Genomic DNA, 14,850 nt, shown 5'->3' with positions numbered 1-14,850 from the left:
GCGTCGTCCTCCATCGGGTGGCGGATGCTCGCACCAAGCGGCGCGCGCGTGAAGGCAGGGGACTTGCCGCCCTGCGGCGTCGGCGCGACGCTTGGCATGATGACGTGGGAGCGGCCATGACCGCGCAGCCGACCGAGGCCTTAGCATCGTGGATCGCGACGGTGCCGGGCGACCGCACCGCGCGCGCCGTGGTGCCGGCCATCGCGGGCATGCGCGATGCGATCGGCTGCATCCTTGCCGGCGCGGGCGAGGAGACGCCGCGCCGCGTCGCCGCCGCGGCCGCGCGCTGGGGCACCGGCGCGGCGCGGATCATCGGCGACGGCCGTGCCCTGCCCTCTCCGTGGGCCGCACTGGTCAACGGCACGGCGGCGCATGTGCTGGACTACGACGACACCTTCGGGCCGCTCAGCGGCCATGCGACGGCGGTGCTGGTGCCAGCGATCCTCGCGCTGGGAGAGGAACAATCCGCCGACGGTCCGGCGCTGCTCGACGCGCTGGTGGTGGGGCTCGAGGTGCTGGCGACGATCGGGCGCGGTGTGAACCCGAAGCACTACGCGCTCGGCTGGCATGCGACATCGACGATCGGCGCGATCGGCGCGGCGGGGGCCTGCGCGCGGCTGATGGGCCTCGATGCCCACGCCACTCAGAACGCGCTGAGCCTCGCGGTCAGCATGGCGGCGGGGACGCGGATGCAATTGGGCGTGATGGCGAAGTCGGTGCATGCGGGGCTTGCCGCCAAGGCGGGCATCCTCGCTGCCACGCTCGCCGCCGAGGGTGTCGGCGGCGCGGCCGAGGCGCTGGAAGGCCCCTGGCGCTTCGCCGAGATGTTTGCCGGTCGCCCCGCGCCCGTCGGCGCCATGGCGCCGCCCGGACCCGACGCGCCGCTGGCGATCGAGGCGGAGGGCCTCGCCTTCAAGGCCTATCCGACCTGCGCGGCGACGCATCTCTCGCTCGATGCGCTGATCGCGCTGCGGCCGCGCTTCGCGCCGGACCAGGTGGCGGCGATCGAAACCGACCTGCCGCTCGTGCTCAGCCGCAACCTGATGCATCCGGATCCGCGCACCGGGATGGAGGCCCGGTTCAGCATGGAATACTGCCTGGCCGTTGCCGCCACACAGGGTTCGGTCGGCCCCGCGGATTTCGAGGGCGCAGCGCTGTCTCGCGAGGCCGTGCGGAGGCTGATGCCGCGCATCGCGATGCGCGGCCTGCCGGAACCGGATGGCGCGCCGCCGCCGCAGACGACGGTGCGCGTGTATCTGACCGATGGGCAGGTGCTGCAGGAAACGCGCAGCATCCGCCGCGGCTCCCCGGGCAACCCCATGTCCGAAGCCGAGCAGGCCGCGAAGTTCCGCGACTGCGCCGCGCGCATCCTGCCGCCCGCCCGCGTGACCGCGGCGGCGGCGGCGATCGCGGACCTCGCCACCGGCGGCTCGGCGCGCGACCTGGTCGCGCTGCTGGTGCCGGACGCCATCTGATCAAGGGAAGGAACCACCATGAAGTACAAGCGCATCGAACATGTCGCCATCGCGGTGAAGAACCTCGACGCGGTGCGCGACACCCTCGCGGGCATCGGCATCGCCTGCGACCACGAGGAAACGCTGCCCGGCCCGGGCGTCCGGCTCGCCATGCTCCCCATCGGGGAATCCGCGCTGGAACTGCTGGAACCGCAGAACGAGACAGGCCGCACTGCCGAATGGATCCGCGAGCGCGGCGAGGGGCTGTTCCACATCTGCCTCGAGGTCGAGGACATCGAGGCCTCGCTCAGCGAATTGCGCGCCAAGGGCGTGAAGCTGCGCGATGAGGTCCCGCGGCCCGGCCATGGCGGCCACCGTATCGCCTTCCTCGATCCCGCGAGCACGGCCGGCATCCTGATCGAGCTGGTGGAGATGTCGGGGGGCCACTGACCACCCCGCCTTCCGGGCCCTACAGGTTGCGTCGTTCGGCCCGCAGCGTCGGCAGGCCGATGCCGGTGGCGTCGAAACCGCCATCCACCGCGATGACCTGGCCGGTCAGGTAGGAAGCGCGGTCGCTGCACAGGAAGAAGATCGCCTCGGCGAGTTCTTCCTCCAGCCCGTAGCGGTTGAGCGGGATGGCGTCGTGGTAATCGCGGCGGATCTCGGGCGTGTGCACGGCCTTGGCCATGGCGGTATCGACCGGGCCGGGCGCGACCGCATTCACCCGGATGCCGAGCGCGCCAAGCTCCACCGCCTGCTGCTTCGTCAGATGCGCGAGTGCGGCCTTGGAGGTCCCGTAGGCGACCCGAAGCGTCGAGGCGCGCAGGCCGGAGATGGAGGTGATGTTCACCACGGCCCCGCCACCGGTCTCGGCCATGATCAGCGCCGCCGCCTGGGTGGCGAGGAACGGCCCGTTGAGGTTCACCGCCAGCACGCGGGACCATTCCTCGGGCGTCGTCTCCAGGATCGGCTTGAAGACGGCGATGCCGGCATTGTTCACCAGCGCATCAAGCCGGCCGAAATGCGCCGCGGCCTGTTGCACGGCGGCGCGGATGGCGGTGGCGTCGGAGACGTCGCATTGCAATGCGAGCGTGGCCTCGGGCATCGCGACGCGCGCCATGGCATCGCCAAGCAACGCGCCGTCGATGTCGAGCAAAGCGACGCGCCAGCCATCGGCCAGGAAACGCCGTGTGGTGGCGAGGCCGATACCCCGGCCCGCGCCGGTGACGATGGCGACCTTGGCGGTCATGTCCGGTGCTTCCTCCTGCGCGCCGGATGCGATCGCGCCGGCTGGTCATGGTCCCATTGACGATGGCCGGGCGCACAGCCCGCAGGATAGGCAATGGCAAAGTATCAGCCCGCCGCGCCTACGCGCGGTGTCCGATCGATAGGCCTATGGCTCCGCCTGCGCGGAGCCGCGCCCTAGCTTCGCGGCGTCGCCGCGAGCAGCGCGGTGACGGCGTGCAGCAGGCGCACCGCATCCTGCTGCCCGGCCTCATGTGCCGCGGCGAGGATCCGCTCCACGGCGCGCGCCGCCGCGTCGATCGGGTCCTGCGGCGGCCCGACCGAGACGTGCTCCGAGGGGCGCAAAGCGCCCGCCGTGCCGACCTCCAAAACGTGATTCATGTTCGATCCCCTGAAATTCTGCGGTGCCGCCCGGTGAATCCCCCGATCCCCGACAGCCCCGGAAACCTCGCGGATTTCCCGCGCGATATTCACAGTTACGTTAGCGACACCGAGTCGCTGCTGGAAAGCGGTAAGCCGGATCCGTTGCACGGATCACGCGGGTGTGTGTTGTCGGTGCATCACTTTGGCTTGTGGTGTTCCGATCCGCGATCAGAACAGGGAGGCATGCATTGCACGCAGGGATCGTGTCACACCGCTGCCTCGCTTTGCCGTTATTGGCCGGGACGAAGCGAGACAGGCGCCGCCCTGGTCGCGCTGCAGCCTGGAGCCTGCCCCGTGTCCCTTCTATCGATCCTCCCGTCCCCGGCCGCCCTGACGGACCCGGCCAACATCGCCGGCTTCCTGGCGGTCGGGTCATCCATCACCTGGCCGCTGCTACGCCGGCGCAAGGCGATCCTGGTCGTGCAGGTCGCGGGTTCGCTGCTGTTCGCCCTGCACTACCTGCTGCTCGGCGCCAGCACGGCGGCGGCGATGTGCGTGATGGGCGCGTTGCAGGGTGTGGCCCTCGTCGTGCTGATCGACCGGGGGCGGCGTATCGGCGTGGTAGCCGTGACCATCGGCATCGGAGCGCTGGTGACGGCCTTCACCTGGACCGGCCTGCCATCCCTGCTGTCCCAGGGCGGCCAGGCCATGTCGGGAATCGGCCGGCTGCAGCTCGACACCCAGCGGTTGCGGCTGTGGTTCCTGGTCTCGGTGGCGTTCTGGTGCTCGCACAACCTGATGGTCGGCTCGGTCTTCGGCCTGGCCTCGGACACGCTGGCGCTAACCTCGCTGCTGCTCGGCCTGTGGCGCAATCGCGCGACCGCCGCCGCACCGCAACTGCGCGACGCGGCGGCCTGATCGGCGCCGGCCCTGGAAGCAGCTAGGATCGCGGCCTTCGCAGCACGATGGATGCCATGCCAGGAACGTCCCTTTGAGTGACCGTGATGCCACCATGCAGATGCGGCTGCTCGAGGATGAGCTCAATCCACGGGCGCCGCTGGTCCTGCCGCCCGCCATCCGCGCGCTGTATCTGCGCGAGGGTGAAGCGAGGGTCGGCGATGCGGCGCTGGCCCCCGATACGGCGCTGTTCAGCGACGGCGCCGTCGCGATCACCGGCAGCGGTACGCTCTGGCGCTTCGAGGTGACGCGCTGTTCGCCGGGCTGGCAGCCTTCGCCGGAGGACCGCGCGCGCCTCCTGCTCGCCCGCCCGCTGTTGCGCGACGCGACCGAACCCTTCGTCCTGCGGCTCGATCGCGTGAACTTCACCCCCGATGTCGAGACACCGCGTCACGGGCATTTCGGCCACGGCATCCGCCGCCTGCTCGATGGCCGCCTGTTGCTGACCATCGGGGAGCACGTGGAACGACGCCAAGCTGGCGAGGCCTGGTTCGAGACCGGTGAGGAACCCGTCACCGCGCGGGGCCTGCAGCCCGGCACCGCCTTCATCCGCGCCCTGGTGATGGATGCGGCGATGCAGGGTCAATCGAGCTTCCGCGCCTGGACGCCGGAGGATGCGGAACGTCCCCGCGGCGTCACCTACAGGCTCTATCTGGATGAGGTCACGCGGCTGCGCTGACGCCTGCGTCGCGACGGTGGACGATGCGGCCGCCGACGATGGTCATCTCCGCCGCGATGTCGGCGATCGCCTCGGCCGGCACGGTCATCGGGTCTGCGGTCAGCACGGCGAAATCGGCCAGCTTACCGGGCTCGATGGAGCCCTTGCGGTCCTCCTCCATGGTCAGGAAGGCGCCATGGTTGGTGACGGCGCGGATCGCCTCCTCGCGACTCAGCGCCTGGCTCTCCGCGATGGGGCGGCGCTCGGCGGTGCTCATGCGCGTCACCGCCTGCATCACCGGATGCCACAGCGAGATCGGCACATTGTCGGTGGCGAGGCTGACCGGCACGCCGGCATCGCGCAGCGACCGCAGCGGGACGATTGCCTGCTCGTCGGGCAGTGCGTGGCGCGCCTTCAGCAGATGCCCTTCCTTGGCGATGTAGCGGTTGGTGTGGGTGGTTACCACCAGCCCGAGGTCGCGGATCAGCCCCACCTGGTCGCGCGTCAGCACCGAGATATGGCCGAGCACCCAGCGCAGGCCGCGGATCGGCGCGATGCAATCCACCTCGGCGAAAAGGTCCAGCATCTCCGGCCAGATGCCGGTGACGCGGATGCCGGCCCGCGCGCAGGCGACCAGCAGATCCTTCGCGCGATCGCGCGGTAGCCCCATGTCGTAGTTGAAGCCGGCCCAGCCAGTGGTCGGGGCCGCCGCGCGGATCGCATTGTCAGGGTTGCGCCCGATCTCGGTGATCAGCCCGCCCATGCGCAGCATGTCGTCGCCAAGGCCACGACCGGCCAGCCAATGCGCCCAGCCTTCCACGAGACGCGCGGGTTCCGCGTCTTCCAGCCCGCGCCAATCGGGGCAGAAAACGAGGTTGGAGCGCATGGTGAGCCGGCCGGCCTCGTGCACCTGGCGATAGGTGCGCAGCACCTCCGCGGCGACGCCATGGCCTTCATAGACGCTCGTCGTGCCGTAGGCGTGGTAGGCGGCGGCCGCCGCGGGCAGCGTCGCAGCGCGCTCGGCGACGGTGAAGCCGGGTGCCATGCGCAGCAGCGACAGCTCGACCATCGGCATGAAATGGTTCTCGCGGAAGATGCCGGTCGGCTCGCCCAAGGCGTCCCTCTCGATCTCGATGTTCGGCGATGGCGGAACCGTGTCGCGACCGATCCTGGCCAGCACGAGCGCGCGCGAATTCGCGACCGAGACCAGCGGCAGCGTGTGTCGCCAATAACCCCAGATCGGCTTGATGTAGACCGGGTTGTGCGGCGCTGCCTCGTCGAGGTCGTGACGCGTCGGCCAGCGGCCTTCGGCAAGGCCCTTCTCCGCATCGCGATAAAAGGGCGGCTCGCCAAGCGGCATGGTGACGATCCATTCGCCGGGCGGCCTGCCGCGCGCGAGCTCGGCAATGCGCGCCTGGACATCCGCGATGGAGCGGCAGCCGGCGAGCGAGGGCGGGATCTGCCGCAGCCCTGCGCGGTCCATATGTGCATGGCCGTCGATCAACCCGGGCATCATGGTGCGGCCGGCCAGCGCGACCTCCTCCGTGCGCGGTCCGCGATGGCGTTCGATCGCCGCGTCGCTGCCGACGGCGAGGATGCGGCCGTCCCGCACCGCGACGGCCTCGGCGACCGAGAAGCGGTCATCCACGGTCAGCACCTTGCCGCCGGTCAGGATCAGGTCGGCGGCGATGGCATCCATGCGATGGCTGGTCCCGGAAGGCGAAAGGTCAAGGTCCCGCCCTGGCATCGCGGGGTCAAGCGCGGGGCGGTGCTCGACAAAGTCGGCGAAGCCTCCATGCTGGCCGCGACGCCCGCATGCGGGCCACCGGAGGAGATCAGGAATGGCAGTTGTCGAGACGGAGCGCCACGGTCAGGTGCTCGTGGTGCGGATGAACCGTCCGGAGCGGTTGAACGCGCTGAACCAGGAACTCCGCATCGCGTTGGCCGAGACATGGATCGACTTCCGTCGCGACGATGGGCTCGAGGTCGCGATCCTGACCGGCACCGGCCGCGCCTTCTGCGCCGGCGAGGACATGAAGGAGACGCTCGCCAACAAGACGCCCGGCGGCCAGCGCCTGTCGATCGAGGATCCCTTCGCGACGGGCGCGCTGGAAAAGCCCGTCATCGCCGCGGTGAACGGCTTCGCCATGGGCGGCGGCTTCATGCTGGTGGAACGCACCGACCTGCGCGTCGCCGCGACCACCGCCGTCTTCGAGGTGTCGGAGGCGAAGCGCTGGCTGCTCGGCGGCTACAATCACGGCCACCTCGCGAACCTGCCCTATCCGGTCGCGATGGAAATGGCATTGGGCTTCCGCTTCACCGCCGAACGCTTCCACCAGCTCGGCTTCGTCAACCGGCTGGTGGAACCCGACCAGGTCGTGCCGACCGCGATCGAGATGGCGAACCACCTGCTGACCCTGCCGCCGGCGGCGCGCGTCAACACAGTGCACATGATGCGGCGAATGCGCCCGAAGCCGACGCCTGCGCAGCGCGATCTCGCCGCAGCACTTCACGAGCATGGCGCGAAGGGCGACCTGCTCGAAAGCCGCGCGGCCTTCGCGGAGAAGCGGCCGCCGAACTTCAAGGGCTGGAACGACCCGCAGGACCGCTACCGCATGCCGGAGCTGCGGGAGGAATGAGCACCCCGCCGCGCTTCGGGATCTGGGCCCTGGTCCATGGCAGCCGCGCCGCGCGGCAGGACCCCGAGGAACCCTTCGACGCATCCTGGGCACGCAACCGCGCCCTGGTGATGGAGGCGGAGGCGCTGGGCTTCGACAGCACGCTCGTCGCCCAGCACACCTTCAACCCGTATGATCCCGAACGTGGCCAGTTGGAGGCCTGGACGGCCTCCGCCGCATTGGCGGCGGTCACCAGCCGCATCGAGATCATCACCGCCATCAAGCCGCTGCTCTACAACCCCGTGGTGCTCGCCAAGATGGCTCTGCAGATCGAGGAGATCAGCGGCGGGCGCAGCGCGATCAACCTGGTGAACGCCTGGAATCGTGCCGAGATGGACAAGGCCGGCCTGCCCTTCCCGGAGCATGACGCAAGATATTCGCTCGGCGAGGAATGGCTGTCGGTGGTCGGGCCGCTGCTGCGCGGCGAGCGGGTCAACCACCACGGCCCGCATTTCCAGGTGCAGGACGCGATGATCGTGCCGCGCGCAGAGACCCGCGCGCGCCCACGCATCTATATCGGCGGCGAGTCCGAACCCGCGCGCGCGCTGGCGGCCGCACAGGGCGATGTCTGGTTCATCAACGGCCAGCCGATCGAGGATGTGGCGGCGCTGATCGCCGATGTGGCGCGACGGCCACGGGTGGATGCGCCGCTGCGCTACGGCCTGTCCGCCTTCGTCATCGCCCGCGCGAGCGAGGAGGAGGCGATCGCGGCCTATGGACGGCTCGCGACGCTGGCCGAGTTGGACAAGCCGATCCTCGCGCGCCAGGCGATCCACATCGATCCGGCCACTGTGATGCACCGGACCATGGCGAAGTCACCGCGCGTCGGCACCAATGGCGGCACCGCGGCCGGCCTTGTCGGCACCTATGATCAGGTTTCCGAGCGGATCATCGCGTTCCATGCGGCCGGCATCGAGACCTTCATGCTGCAGTTCCAACCCTTCGAGGCGGAGATGCGCCGTTTCGCCGCCGAGGTGATGCCGCGGGTGAAGCGCGGCATCGGGGGCTGACGGGCTGCGTCAGCCAAGGCCACCGCCGGGTTCGCTCCGCATCTGGGCGAAGACGGTCTTGGCCGTGATCATCGCCTCCCGCACCGCGGGCAGGCCGATATAGCCGCTGAGGTGCAGCAACGCCTCGGCGATTTCCTGTTCCGTCCAGCCGGCACGGCGCGCCATGCGCAGGTGGATGGCGAGTTCCGGCCAGGCATGGGTGGCGGTGTCCGAGATGACGCAGATCAGCGTCCGCGTCCTGGTGTCGAGACCCGGCCGTGCCCACAGCTGTGCGAAGACAGCCTCCCGCGCATAGTCACTGAAGGCATCCATGATCGGATCGTCATAGACGGTCTTCATGTCCTCGAGGCCCGCCTCCCCGATCAGTTCGCGGCGCACGGCGTCGCCCTTATGCCAGAGTTCGCTCTTGGCCATGTCATCCCCTTCCCTTCTGCATGCCCGCCCCACGCAGGGCCGCATGGGGAAGGCTAGCACGGCGCTCAGCCCGGCTTGCCGTCCGGCCGCGAGAGCATCAGCACCGGCGCATAGACCACCAGGAAGCAGGCGAAGCCCAGCACCCACAACGCCCCGGCGAGCATGAGCGGCCCGAATGGCGCACCGGACAAGGTGGGACCGAAGGCTCTGACGATGGCGGCCATCGCAATCAGCACATAGGCCGCCACGGTCCCCGGCGCGGCGACGAGGTCGCGTCCCGTGTGACCGAGCGCCGCACGGGTCATCACCGCCACGATCATCAGCGCGAGCGCGCCCGCGCCCTGCAGGTGAAGCCAATGCACCGCGAAGGGCGCGCCGGTCAGCAGGAACGCCGCCTTGGTGGCGAGCGCCAGCGGCACGAAGGCATAGGCCAGGTGCAGCACCCAGAGGATCGGCTGGCCGAGCGTCCGCAGCCCATGCCACCGCGACAACCGCAGGCCGACCAGGATCGCCGCGACGGCGGCGACGGCACCGCCGACGGCACTGTCCGGCAGGATCAGATCAACGAGCACGACGCCCAGCAGCGACAGCACCGCCGCACGATCCACGCCGGGCAAGGGTTGCGGTTCGGCCGGCCGGCCGGTCTTGCGCAAGGCGTTCAGCGTGAAGGACGGCACGATGCGCCCGCCGATCAGGCCAACCAGTGCCAGCGCGGCATTCGCCGACAGCAACTGCCCCAGACGCCAGGTCTCGGCCTGCCACCAGCCGGCCTCGCCGCCGAGCATCAGAACGTCGCCCAGCCAGAACATCAGCACAATGAGCGGCGGGCCAAACAGCCTCGGCTGCGCGGCCTTCACCAGAGACGGCAGCACCAGAAGCAGCAGCGTCGGAAGGCCCGCCAGGGCGACAGGCGCCGCGATCCCGATCGGCAGCGGCGATCCTGGCAGCAGCGCGATCCGCCCGGCGAGGAAGACCGTCACCGCGATCGCCAGCGGCGTGCCCGCATAGCCGCGTCGGCCTGTCCAATTGGGCACGGCCGTCAGCAGGAAGCCGGCGATGGCCGCGCCGACGAAGCCCGCCAGCATCTCGTGGCCATGCCACTTGAGGAGAGGGAGCGGGCCGTCCGGCACGCTCAACCCCGCCAGCACGCCGGCCCATAGCGTCACGCCCAGCAGTGCCCAGATCCCGGCCAACAGGAAGAAGGGCCGGAAACCCTGGGCGAGAAGGGCAAGGCGCGGCCCACGCCGTTCCGCACCCATGGACGCCGCGCGGCGATCAGGTCGGCTCGAAGTCGCACTCATGGTCATGCCTGCTTTGCGGCGGCCGGGCGCCGTCGTGGAGGAGTGGATCAGACGAAGGGAAGCACCGCCAGCACGCCGACGAAGTTCCACACCAGCATGTTCACCAGCGTGCGCAGCATGCTGCGGCTCTCGGGATCGGCGACATGTAGCGCGTTGCTGACGAGGTCACCGGGCAGGAGGAAGAGGCGGAGGGGAGTCATGGCGGCCCCATAAGATCGATGGACAATCCATCTTATGGAGCGGCCATGCTTGAAAAGCAATATCGTTGGTATATCTTTTCTGCATGCGCCTGACCGTGCTCACCGACTACTCGCTTCGCATGCTGATCCACCTGGCGGTGAAGCCGGGCGGGCGGGCCACCATCGCCGAGGTCGCGGAGGCCTATGGCGTCTCGCAGACGCATCTGATGAAGGTGGCGCATCTGCTCGGGCAGGCGGGCCATGTCACCACGCTACGCGGCCGTGGCGGCGGGCTGATGCTGGCCCGGCCGGCGGCCAGGATCACGGTCGGTGAAGTGGTGCGCCGCATGGAACCGGACATGGACGTCGTTCCCTGCCTGGCGGGTGGTTCCTGCGCCATTCAGCCAGCGTGCCGACTGAAGCGGACGATGCACGAAGCACGGGCGGCCTTCCTCGCGGTGCTGGACGGCACCACCATCGCCGACCTGGCCGTGCCCGAGGCCAAGCTGCAGGCCTTGCTCGGGATCGCCGCCTGAGACCGGAGCGGCCGCACGCCCCACCGCCTTGACGCTCCCGGGCGCACTTCTAGGCTTGCGGCGCATCCAGGGATTCAGGCGAGCGACATGACACTGGCGATGAGCTGGGACGAATGGTCGAGGCATGACGGCGTCGCCCTGGCGGAGCGCCTGCGCAAGGGTGAGGTGAAGCCCGCCGAACTCGCCGCGCAGGCCGCGGCCGGCATCGCCATGACCAACCCGGAGGTCAGCGGGGTCGTCGAGATGTTCGACGATGTCGTGGCCGACCCGTTGAAGGACGGGATGAACCCCGAAGGGGCCTTCGCCGGCGTACCCTATCTGATGAAGGATCTCGGCCCGACGCTGAAGGGCCGGTTGCAGGAGATGGGCTCGCTGCTGATGCGCGGCAACCGTGCGACGGCGGACAGCTACCTCGCCGGGCGCATCCGCCAGGCCGGGCTGAACATCATGGGCCGGACCACGACGCCGGAATTCGGCTGCTGCAGCTCGGCCGAGAATCCTGCCGTCTATGTCACACGCAATCCATGGAATCTCGACTACACGACCTGCGGTTCATCCGCCGGAAGTGCCGCAATGGTCGCGGCCGGCGTGCTGCCCATCGCGCATGCGACCGATGGCGGCGGGTCCATCCGCATCCCCGCTGGCGTGAATGGCCTGATCGGCTTGAAGCCCTCGCGCGGAGTTTTTTCGCTCGCGCCCAACGCATCCGACCTGACGGGGTTGGTGTCGATCCAGGGCTGCGTGACGCGCAGTGTGCGTGATACCGCTGTCTTCGTGGACAGTTGCCGCGGCGGTGCGCCGGGCGAGTTCATGCCCTTCTGGACCACGCCGGAGCCTTATACAGAACTGATCCAGCGCGATCCCGGCAGGCTCCGCATCGCGTTGTCGCATGAATGGGGCGACTACCGCGCCACGCCGCAACGGGTGGCGGAACTGGAACGCGTGGGGCGCTTCCTCGAAGGGCTCGGCCATCATGTGGCATGGGCGCTGCCCGCGGTGGATTTCCGGGCGGCCTTCGCGGCGCAGACGACCTGCTACATCAGCAACTTCGCGCAGGTGATCGCCAACATGCTGGCGCAGCGCGGGCTCGAACGCCCGCCCGCGGAGCTGGTCGAACCCGTCAATATCAGAATCTGGGAAGCGGGCCGCGACACCTCCTACAGCGAACGCGCGCGGATGCAGGGGGTGTTCAACACCACCTCCCGCGCCTTCGGCGCCTTCTTCGAGGACTGGGACATCATCCTGACGCCGATCACCGCCCTGCCGACGCCGCGCATCGGCACGACGGAGTATCTGACAATCAGCGGCAATCCCGATGTACTCGACTGGTTCGGCAATCTCTGGCGCAACTTCGCTTATACGCCGCTGGCCAATCTCTGCGGCATTCCGGCCATCTCGCTGCCGCTCGCGATGCAGGACAACGGGTTGCCGCTCGGCATCCAGGCGTTCGCGCGCCAGGCCAATGACGGGCTGCTGCTGCAACTCGCTGCGCAGATCGAACGCGCGATCGACGGCCGCTGGAACGACGGAAAGCGCCCCGGCGTGCATGTTACTGGCGGATGACACCGGCCGGACCGACAGGAGACTGCCCATGACTCGCCACATCCTTCGCGCCACGCCGGAGACCGTGCGCGCCGGCGTGTTCTGCGCGTCCTTCCCGCCCGTGCTGCACATCGCATCCGGCGACACGGTCGAGATGCAGACGGTGACCGGTCGGCCCCTGGTGATGCCGCCGCCGGGCAGCGGCATGACGATACCGCCGGAACTCCCCGCCATCTTCGCCGCCAATCCCGCGATGAAGAGCGGCCACATCCTGACCGGTCCGATCGCCATCGAAGGCGCGGAACCCGGCGACACGCTCGAGGTGCGGATCGAGCACATCGAGCCGGGTTCGGACTGGGGCTACAACATGATCGTGCCGCTGGCGGGAACCCTGCCGGAGGACTTCCCGGACTTCCACCTGATGCACATACCGGTGGATCGCACCCGGCGCGTTTGCCGCATGCCCTGGGGAACCGAATTGCCCTTGGCGCCATTCTTCGGCGTGATGGGCGTCGCACCACCCCCACGCTTCGGCATGGTGTCGTCGAAGGAACCGCGCATCCATGGCGGCAATCTCGACAACAAGGATCTGCAGGCGGGCAGCACGCTGTTCCTGCCGGTGCATGTGCCGGGCGCCAACTTCTCCGCCGGCGACGGGCATGGCGTGCAGGGCAATGGTGAGGTCTGCGTTACGGCGCTAGAGATGTGCCTCGACGGCACCTTCACCTTCATCCTGCACAAGCGCGATGGCGCGCCGCTTGCGATGCCCAGGGCGGAGACGCCGACGCACTACATCTCGATGGGCCTGAACGAGGATCTCGACCAGGCGATGAAGCAGGCGCTGCGCGAGATGATCGCCTTCATCTGCGCGCGCACCAACCTGACCCGCGAACAGGCCTATGGCTTCTGTTCCATGGCCGTGGACTTCCACGTGACGCAGAGCGTGAACGGCGAGAAGGGCGTGCACGGCATGCTGCGCAAGGGGTTGCTGTTCTGAGGCGGCGCGGCGCCAGCGGCGCCGCGCCAATCGATCAGCTTCCGATCCGGACTGCGGATACGCGGCGGTTCAGCGCGCGGCCGGCTTCGGTGGCATTGTCCGCCAGCGGCTGGTCAGGCCCCTTGCCCTCGACTGTCAGGCGGCCTGCATCAATGCCGCGCGCCGCCAGCCAACCCCGCACGGCCTCAGCGCGGCGCAGGGACAGCGGCCGGTTCTGCGCCGCGGTCCCAGTGCTGTCGGTATGCCCGACCAGCGTCAGGCGCAAATTCGTGTCCGCCGCCAGCGCCGAGCGGAGTTCGCCGAGCACCTCCGCCGCGGAGGCGTCCAGTTCGGCCGAGTTGGTACGGAAGGTGATGTAGAGCTGCACCTGCCCGCGCGCGGCCAGCGTTTGCGCAACCGGCGCCTGCACCGGTGCCGCGGCTGCGGCAGGGGGGCGCGCATCGGCCGCCACACCTTCGAAGCGGAAGCTGCCGGGCCAGGCCTCGAAGTCGCTGCTCTGCACGCCATTGCGCCGCACGCCGGTATAGGCGCTGCGACCCGGAAGGCTGCGCAGCGTGACGATCCCCCCCGTCGCCGGAATGGCCCCCGCATGGACAGCGGCCAGGCAGATTCCGGAATCATCCGTGTAGATCTCGACACCCCAGACGCTGCCCCGGCCCGTCGCCTCGCCGGGACAGAGGCACCGCAAGGGCTCCGCAAGGCCCCGGTAGAGGGCGAAGTTCTCCGGGCAGGTCTGCGGTGCACCCGTGCGCGCTGCAACGGGGCGCAAGGTGAAGCTCGAATCATAGGCTTCGTAGTCGTCGGTACTGACGCCATTGCGCCTGCTGCCGCGGTAGCTGGAAGCCCCCGGCGCAGCGGTAATCGTGATCCCGTCGTCATTCGCGCCCGTCAGGCCGGCATGGCGCGCCGCGGTGCAGATGCGCGAATCCGCCGTGTAGGTATCCGTGCCCCAGACCGGACCGTCAGTCGCAGTGCCGGCGCGGCAGGCGCAGGTGAAGGTCTCGCCCGGGCGCCGGCCGGTGAAGTCGTCGGGGCAGTTCGGCAGCGGTCCATCCTGCGCAAGTACCGGGGACATCCAGGCGAGTACCGCAACTGCAGGCAGGATGCGGAGAGTCAAAGCCACTGCTGTTTCCTTTGGACGAACCTGCCGTTCTGATATCGCACAGGCCCGGACGCGTCGATCCGGCCAAGGACAATGTTCGTCGCGAACTGGAAGCAGAAGTGATGTCCCGCACACGCCGCCTCCGCTCGGTGCGGGGATCCAAGCTACGCCACGAGATGGAGTTGGCGATCTGCGCCGACCGAGCCGGCAAGCCCTTCGTTCTCGACGAGATCACCAGTGGCGTGTGGGCTATCGGCGTGCCGGCCGCGCCATGGACGGGCATCGAGGCGCCTCGGTACGGATAGCGTCAGCCCATCTTCCCGTTTGCCTCGGCTCCGCGTGACCGCCCCTGCCCAAGCCGATTCGGTCAGCAAGCACAGCACGGCGCTCTGGCGACGCATCAACCCGGGAGAG

General features: G+C 69.2%; 17 protein-coding genes. 10 read left to right on the top strand and 7 right to left on the bottom strand.

Annotated features, from left to right (window positions below):
• The first annotated feature begins 116 nt into the window (after positions 1 to 116).
• Both AC2YHJ_RS02255 and mce read left to right on the top strand, forming a co-directional pair.
• Positions 117 to 1,475, top strand: a complete 1,359-nt coding sequence (locus AC2YHJ_RS02255; protein WP_487393690.1) for an MmgE/PrpD family protein — start codon at positions 117 to 119, stop codon at positions 1,473 to 1,475.
• Positions 1,476 to 1,493: 18 nt separating this feature from the next.
• Entirely contained in the window at positions 1,494 to 1,904 is a 411-nt protein-coding gene (gene mce / locus AC2YHJ_RS02250; protein WP_487393689.1) for a methylmalonyl-CoA epimerase, read from the top strand.
• 19 nt (positions 1,905 to 1,923) lie between these two features.
• Here mce and AC2YHJ_RS02245 read toward each other — a convergent pair whose 3' ends face one another.
• Both AC2YHJ_RS02245 and AC2YHJ_RS02240 read right to left on the bottom strand, forming a co-directional pair.
• Positions 1,924 to 2,703, bottom strand: coding sequence for an SDR family NAD(P)-dependent oxidoreductase (locus tag AC2YHJ_RS02245; RefSeq protein ID WP_487393688.1), 780 nt, complete (start codon positions 2,701 to 2,703; stop codon positions 1,924 to 1,926).
• A 173-nt stretch (positions 2,704 to 2,876) separates the two neighbouring features.
• On the bottom strand, positions 2,877 to 3,080 hold the full coding sequence (locus AC2YHJ_RS02240) for a hypothetical protein (protein WP_487393687.1): 204 nt from the start codon (positions 3,078 to 3,080) through the stop codon (positions 2,877 to 2,879).
• A gap of 336 nt (positions 3,081 to 3,416) precedes the next feature.
• On the opposite strand from AC2YHJ_RS02240, the gene AC2YHJ_RS02235 reads away from it, so the two are divergent.
• Entirely contained in the window at positions 3,417 to 3,980 is a 564-nt protein-coding gene (locus AC2YHJ_RS02235; protein ID WP_487393686.1) for a YgjV family protein, read from the top strand.
• Between the two features lie 73 nt (positions 3,981 to 4,053).
• Positions 4,054 to 4,698, top strand: coding sequence for a hypothetical protein (locus AC2YHJ_RS02230; protein ID WP_487393685.1), 645 nt, complete (start codon positions 4,054 to 4,056; stop codon positions 4,696 to 4,698).
• On the opposite strand, the gene AC2YHJ_RS02225 is transcribed toward AC2YHJ_RS02230, so the two are convergent.
• On the bottom strand, positions 4,682 to 6,376 hold the full coding sequence (locus AC2YHJ_RS02225) for an amidohydrolase (protein WP_487393683.1): 1,695 nt from the start codon (positions 6,374 to 6,376) through the stop codon (positions 4,682 to 4,684). The genes AC2YHJ_RS02230 and AC2YHJ_RS02225 overlap by 17 nt on opposite strands.
• A 142-nt stretch (positions 6,377 to 6,518) precedes the next feature.
• Between AC2YHJ_RS02225 and AC2YHJ_RS02220 the strand changes: the two genes are divergently transcribed.
• Together AC2YHJ_RS02220 and AC2YHJ_RS02215 are read left to right on the top strand one after the other, a co-directional pair.
• Positions 6,519 to 7,316: an enoyl-CoA hydratase/isomerase family protein gene (locus AC2YHJ_RS02220; RefSeq protein ID WP_487393682.1), complete on the top strand. Its 798-nt coding sequence runs from the start codon at positions 6,519 to 6,521 to the stop codon at positions 7,314 to 7,316.
• Entirely contained in the window at positions 7,313 to 8,365 is a 1,053-nt protein-coding gene (locus tag AC2YHJ_RS02215; RefSeq protein WP_487393681.1) for an LLM class flavin-dependent oxidoreductase, read from the top strand. The genes AC2YHJ_RS02220 and AC2YHJ_RS02215 overlap by 4 nt, the downstream gene beginning before the upstream one ends.
• Before the next feature lie 9 nt (positions 8,366 to 8,374).
• On the opposite strand, the gene AC2YHJ_RS02210 is transcribed toward AC2YHJ_RS02215, so the two are convergent.
• The 3 genes from AC2YHJ_RS02210 to AC2YHJ_RS02200 form a co-directional block, all read right to left on the bottom strand.
• Positions 8,375 to 8,779, bottom strand: coding sequence for a carboxymuconolactone decarboxylase family protein (locus AC2YHJ_RS02210; RefSeq protein WP_487393680.1), 405 nt, complete (start codon positions 8,777 to 8,779; stop codon positions 8,375 to 8,377).
• Positions 8,780 to 8,844: 65 nt separating this feature from the next.
• Complete coding sequence (locus AC2YHJ_RS02205; protein WP_487393678.1) at positions 8,845 to 10,080, bottom strand: NnrS family protein; 1,236 nt, start codon at positions 10,078 to 10,080, stop codon at positions 8,845 to 8,847.
• Positions 10,081 to 10,127: 47 nt separating this feature from the next.
• Positions 10,128 to 10,280, bottom strand: coding sequence for a hypothetical protein (locus tag AC2YHJ_RS02200; RefSeq protein WP_487393677.1), 153 nt, complete (start codon positions 10,278 to 10,280; stop codon positions 10,128 to 10,130).
• Between the two features lie 83 nt (positions 10,281 to 10,363).
• On the opposite strand from AC2YHJ_RS02200, the gene AC2YHJ_RS02195 reads away from it, so the two are divergent.
• The 3 genes from AC2YHJ_RS02195 to AC2YHJ_RS02185 all read left to right on the top strand — a co-directional run bounded on the left by AC2YHJ_RS02195 (position 10,364) and on the right by AC2YHJ_RS02185 (position 13,334).
• Entirely contained in the window at positions 10,364 to 10,795 is a 432-nt protein-coding gene (locus AC2YHJ_RS02195) for an Rrf2 family transcriptional regulator (protein WP_487393676.1), read from the top strand.
• 87 nt (positions 10,796 to 10,882) lie between these two features.
• Positions 10,883 to 12,358, top strand: coding sequence for an amidase (locus AC2YHJ_RS02190; protein ID WP_487393674.1), 1,476 nt, complete (start codon positions 10,883 to 10,885; stop codon positions 12,356 to 12,358).
• A gap of 28 nt (positions 12,359 to 12,386) precedes the next feature.
• Complete coding sequence (locus AC2YHJ_RS02185; protein WP_487393673.1) at positions 12,387 to 13,334, top strand: acetamidase/formamidase family protein; 948 nt, start codon at positions 12,387 to 12,389, stop codon at positions 13,332 to 13,334.
• 34 nt (positions 13,335 to 13,368) lie between these two features.
• Here the strand turns inward: AC2YHJ_RS02185 and AC2YHJ_RS02180 are convergent, their stop codons facing one another.
• Positions 13,369 to 14,457: an LCCL domain-containing protein gene (locus tag AC2YHJ_RS02180; RefSeq protein ID WP_487393672.1), complete on the bottom strand. Its 1,089-nt coding sequence runs from the start codon at positions 14,455 to 14,457 to the stop codon at positions 13,369 to 13,371.
• Positions 14,458 to 14,558: 101 nt separating this feature from the next.
• On the opposite strand from AC2YHJ_RS02180, the gene AC2YHJ_RS02175 reads away from it, so the two are divergent.
• Complete coding sequence (locus tag AC2YHJ_RS02175; RefSeq protein ID WP_487393671.1) at positions 14,559 to 14,741, top strand: hypothetical protein; 183 nt, start codon at positions 14,559 to 14,561, stop codon at positions 14,739 to 14,741.
• Positions 14,742 to 14,850 lie beyond the last annotated feature (109 nt).

Source organism: Roseomonas sp. SRI_022 (assembly GCF_057586215.1).
Note: the sequence above shows the minus strand (reverse complement) of the source record. Positions and strands in the feature narration are given on the sequence as shown.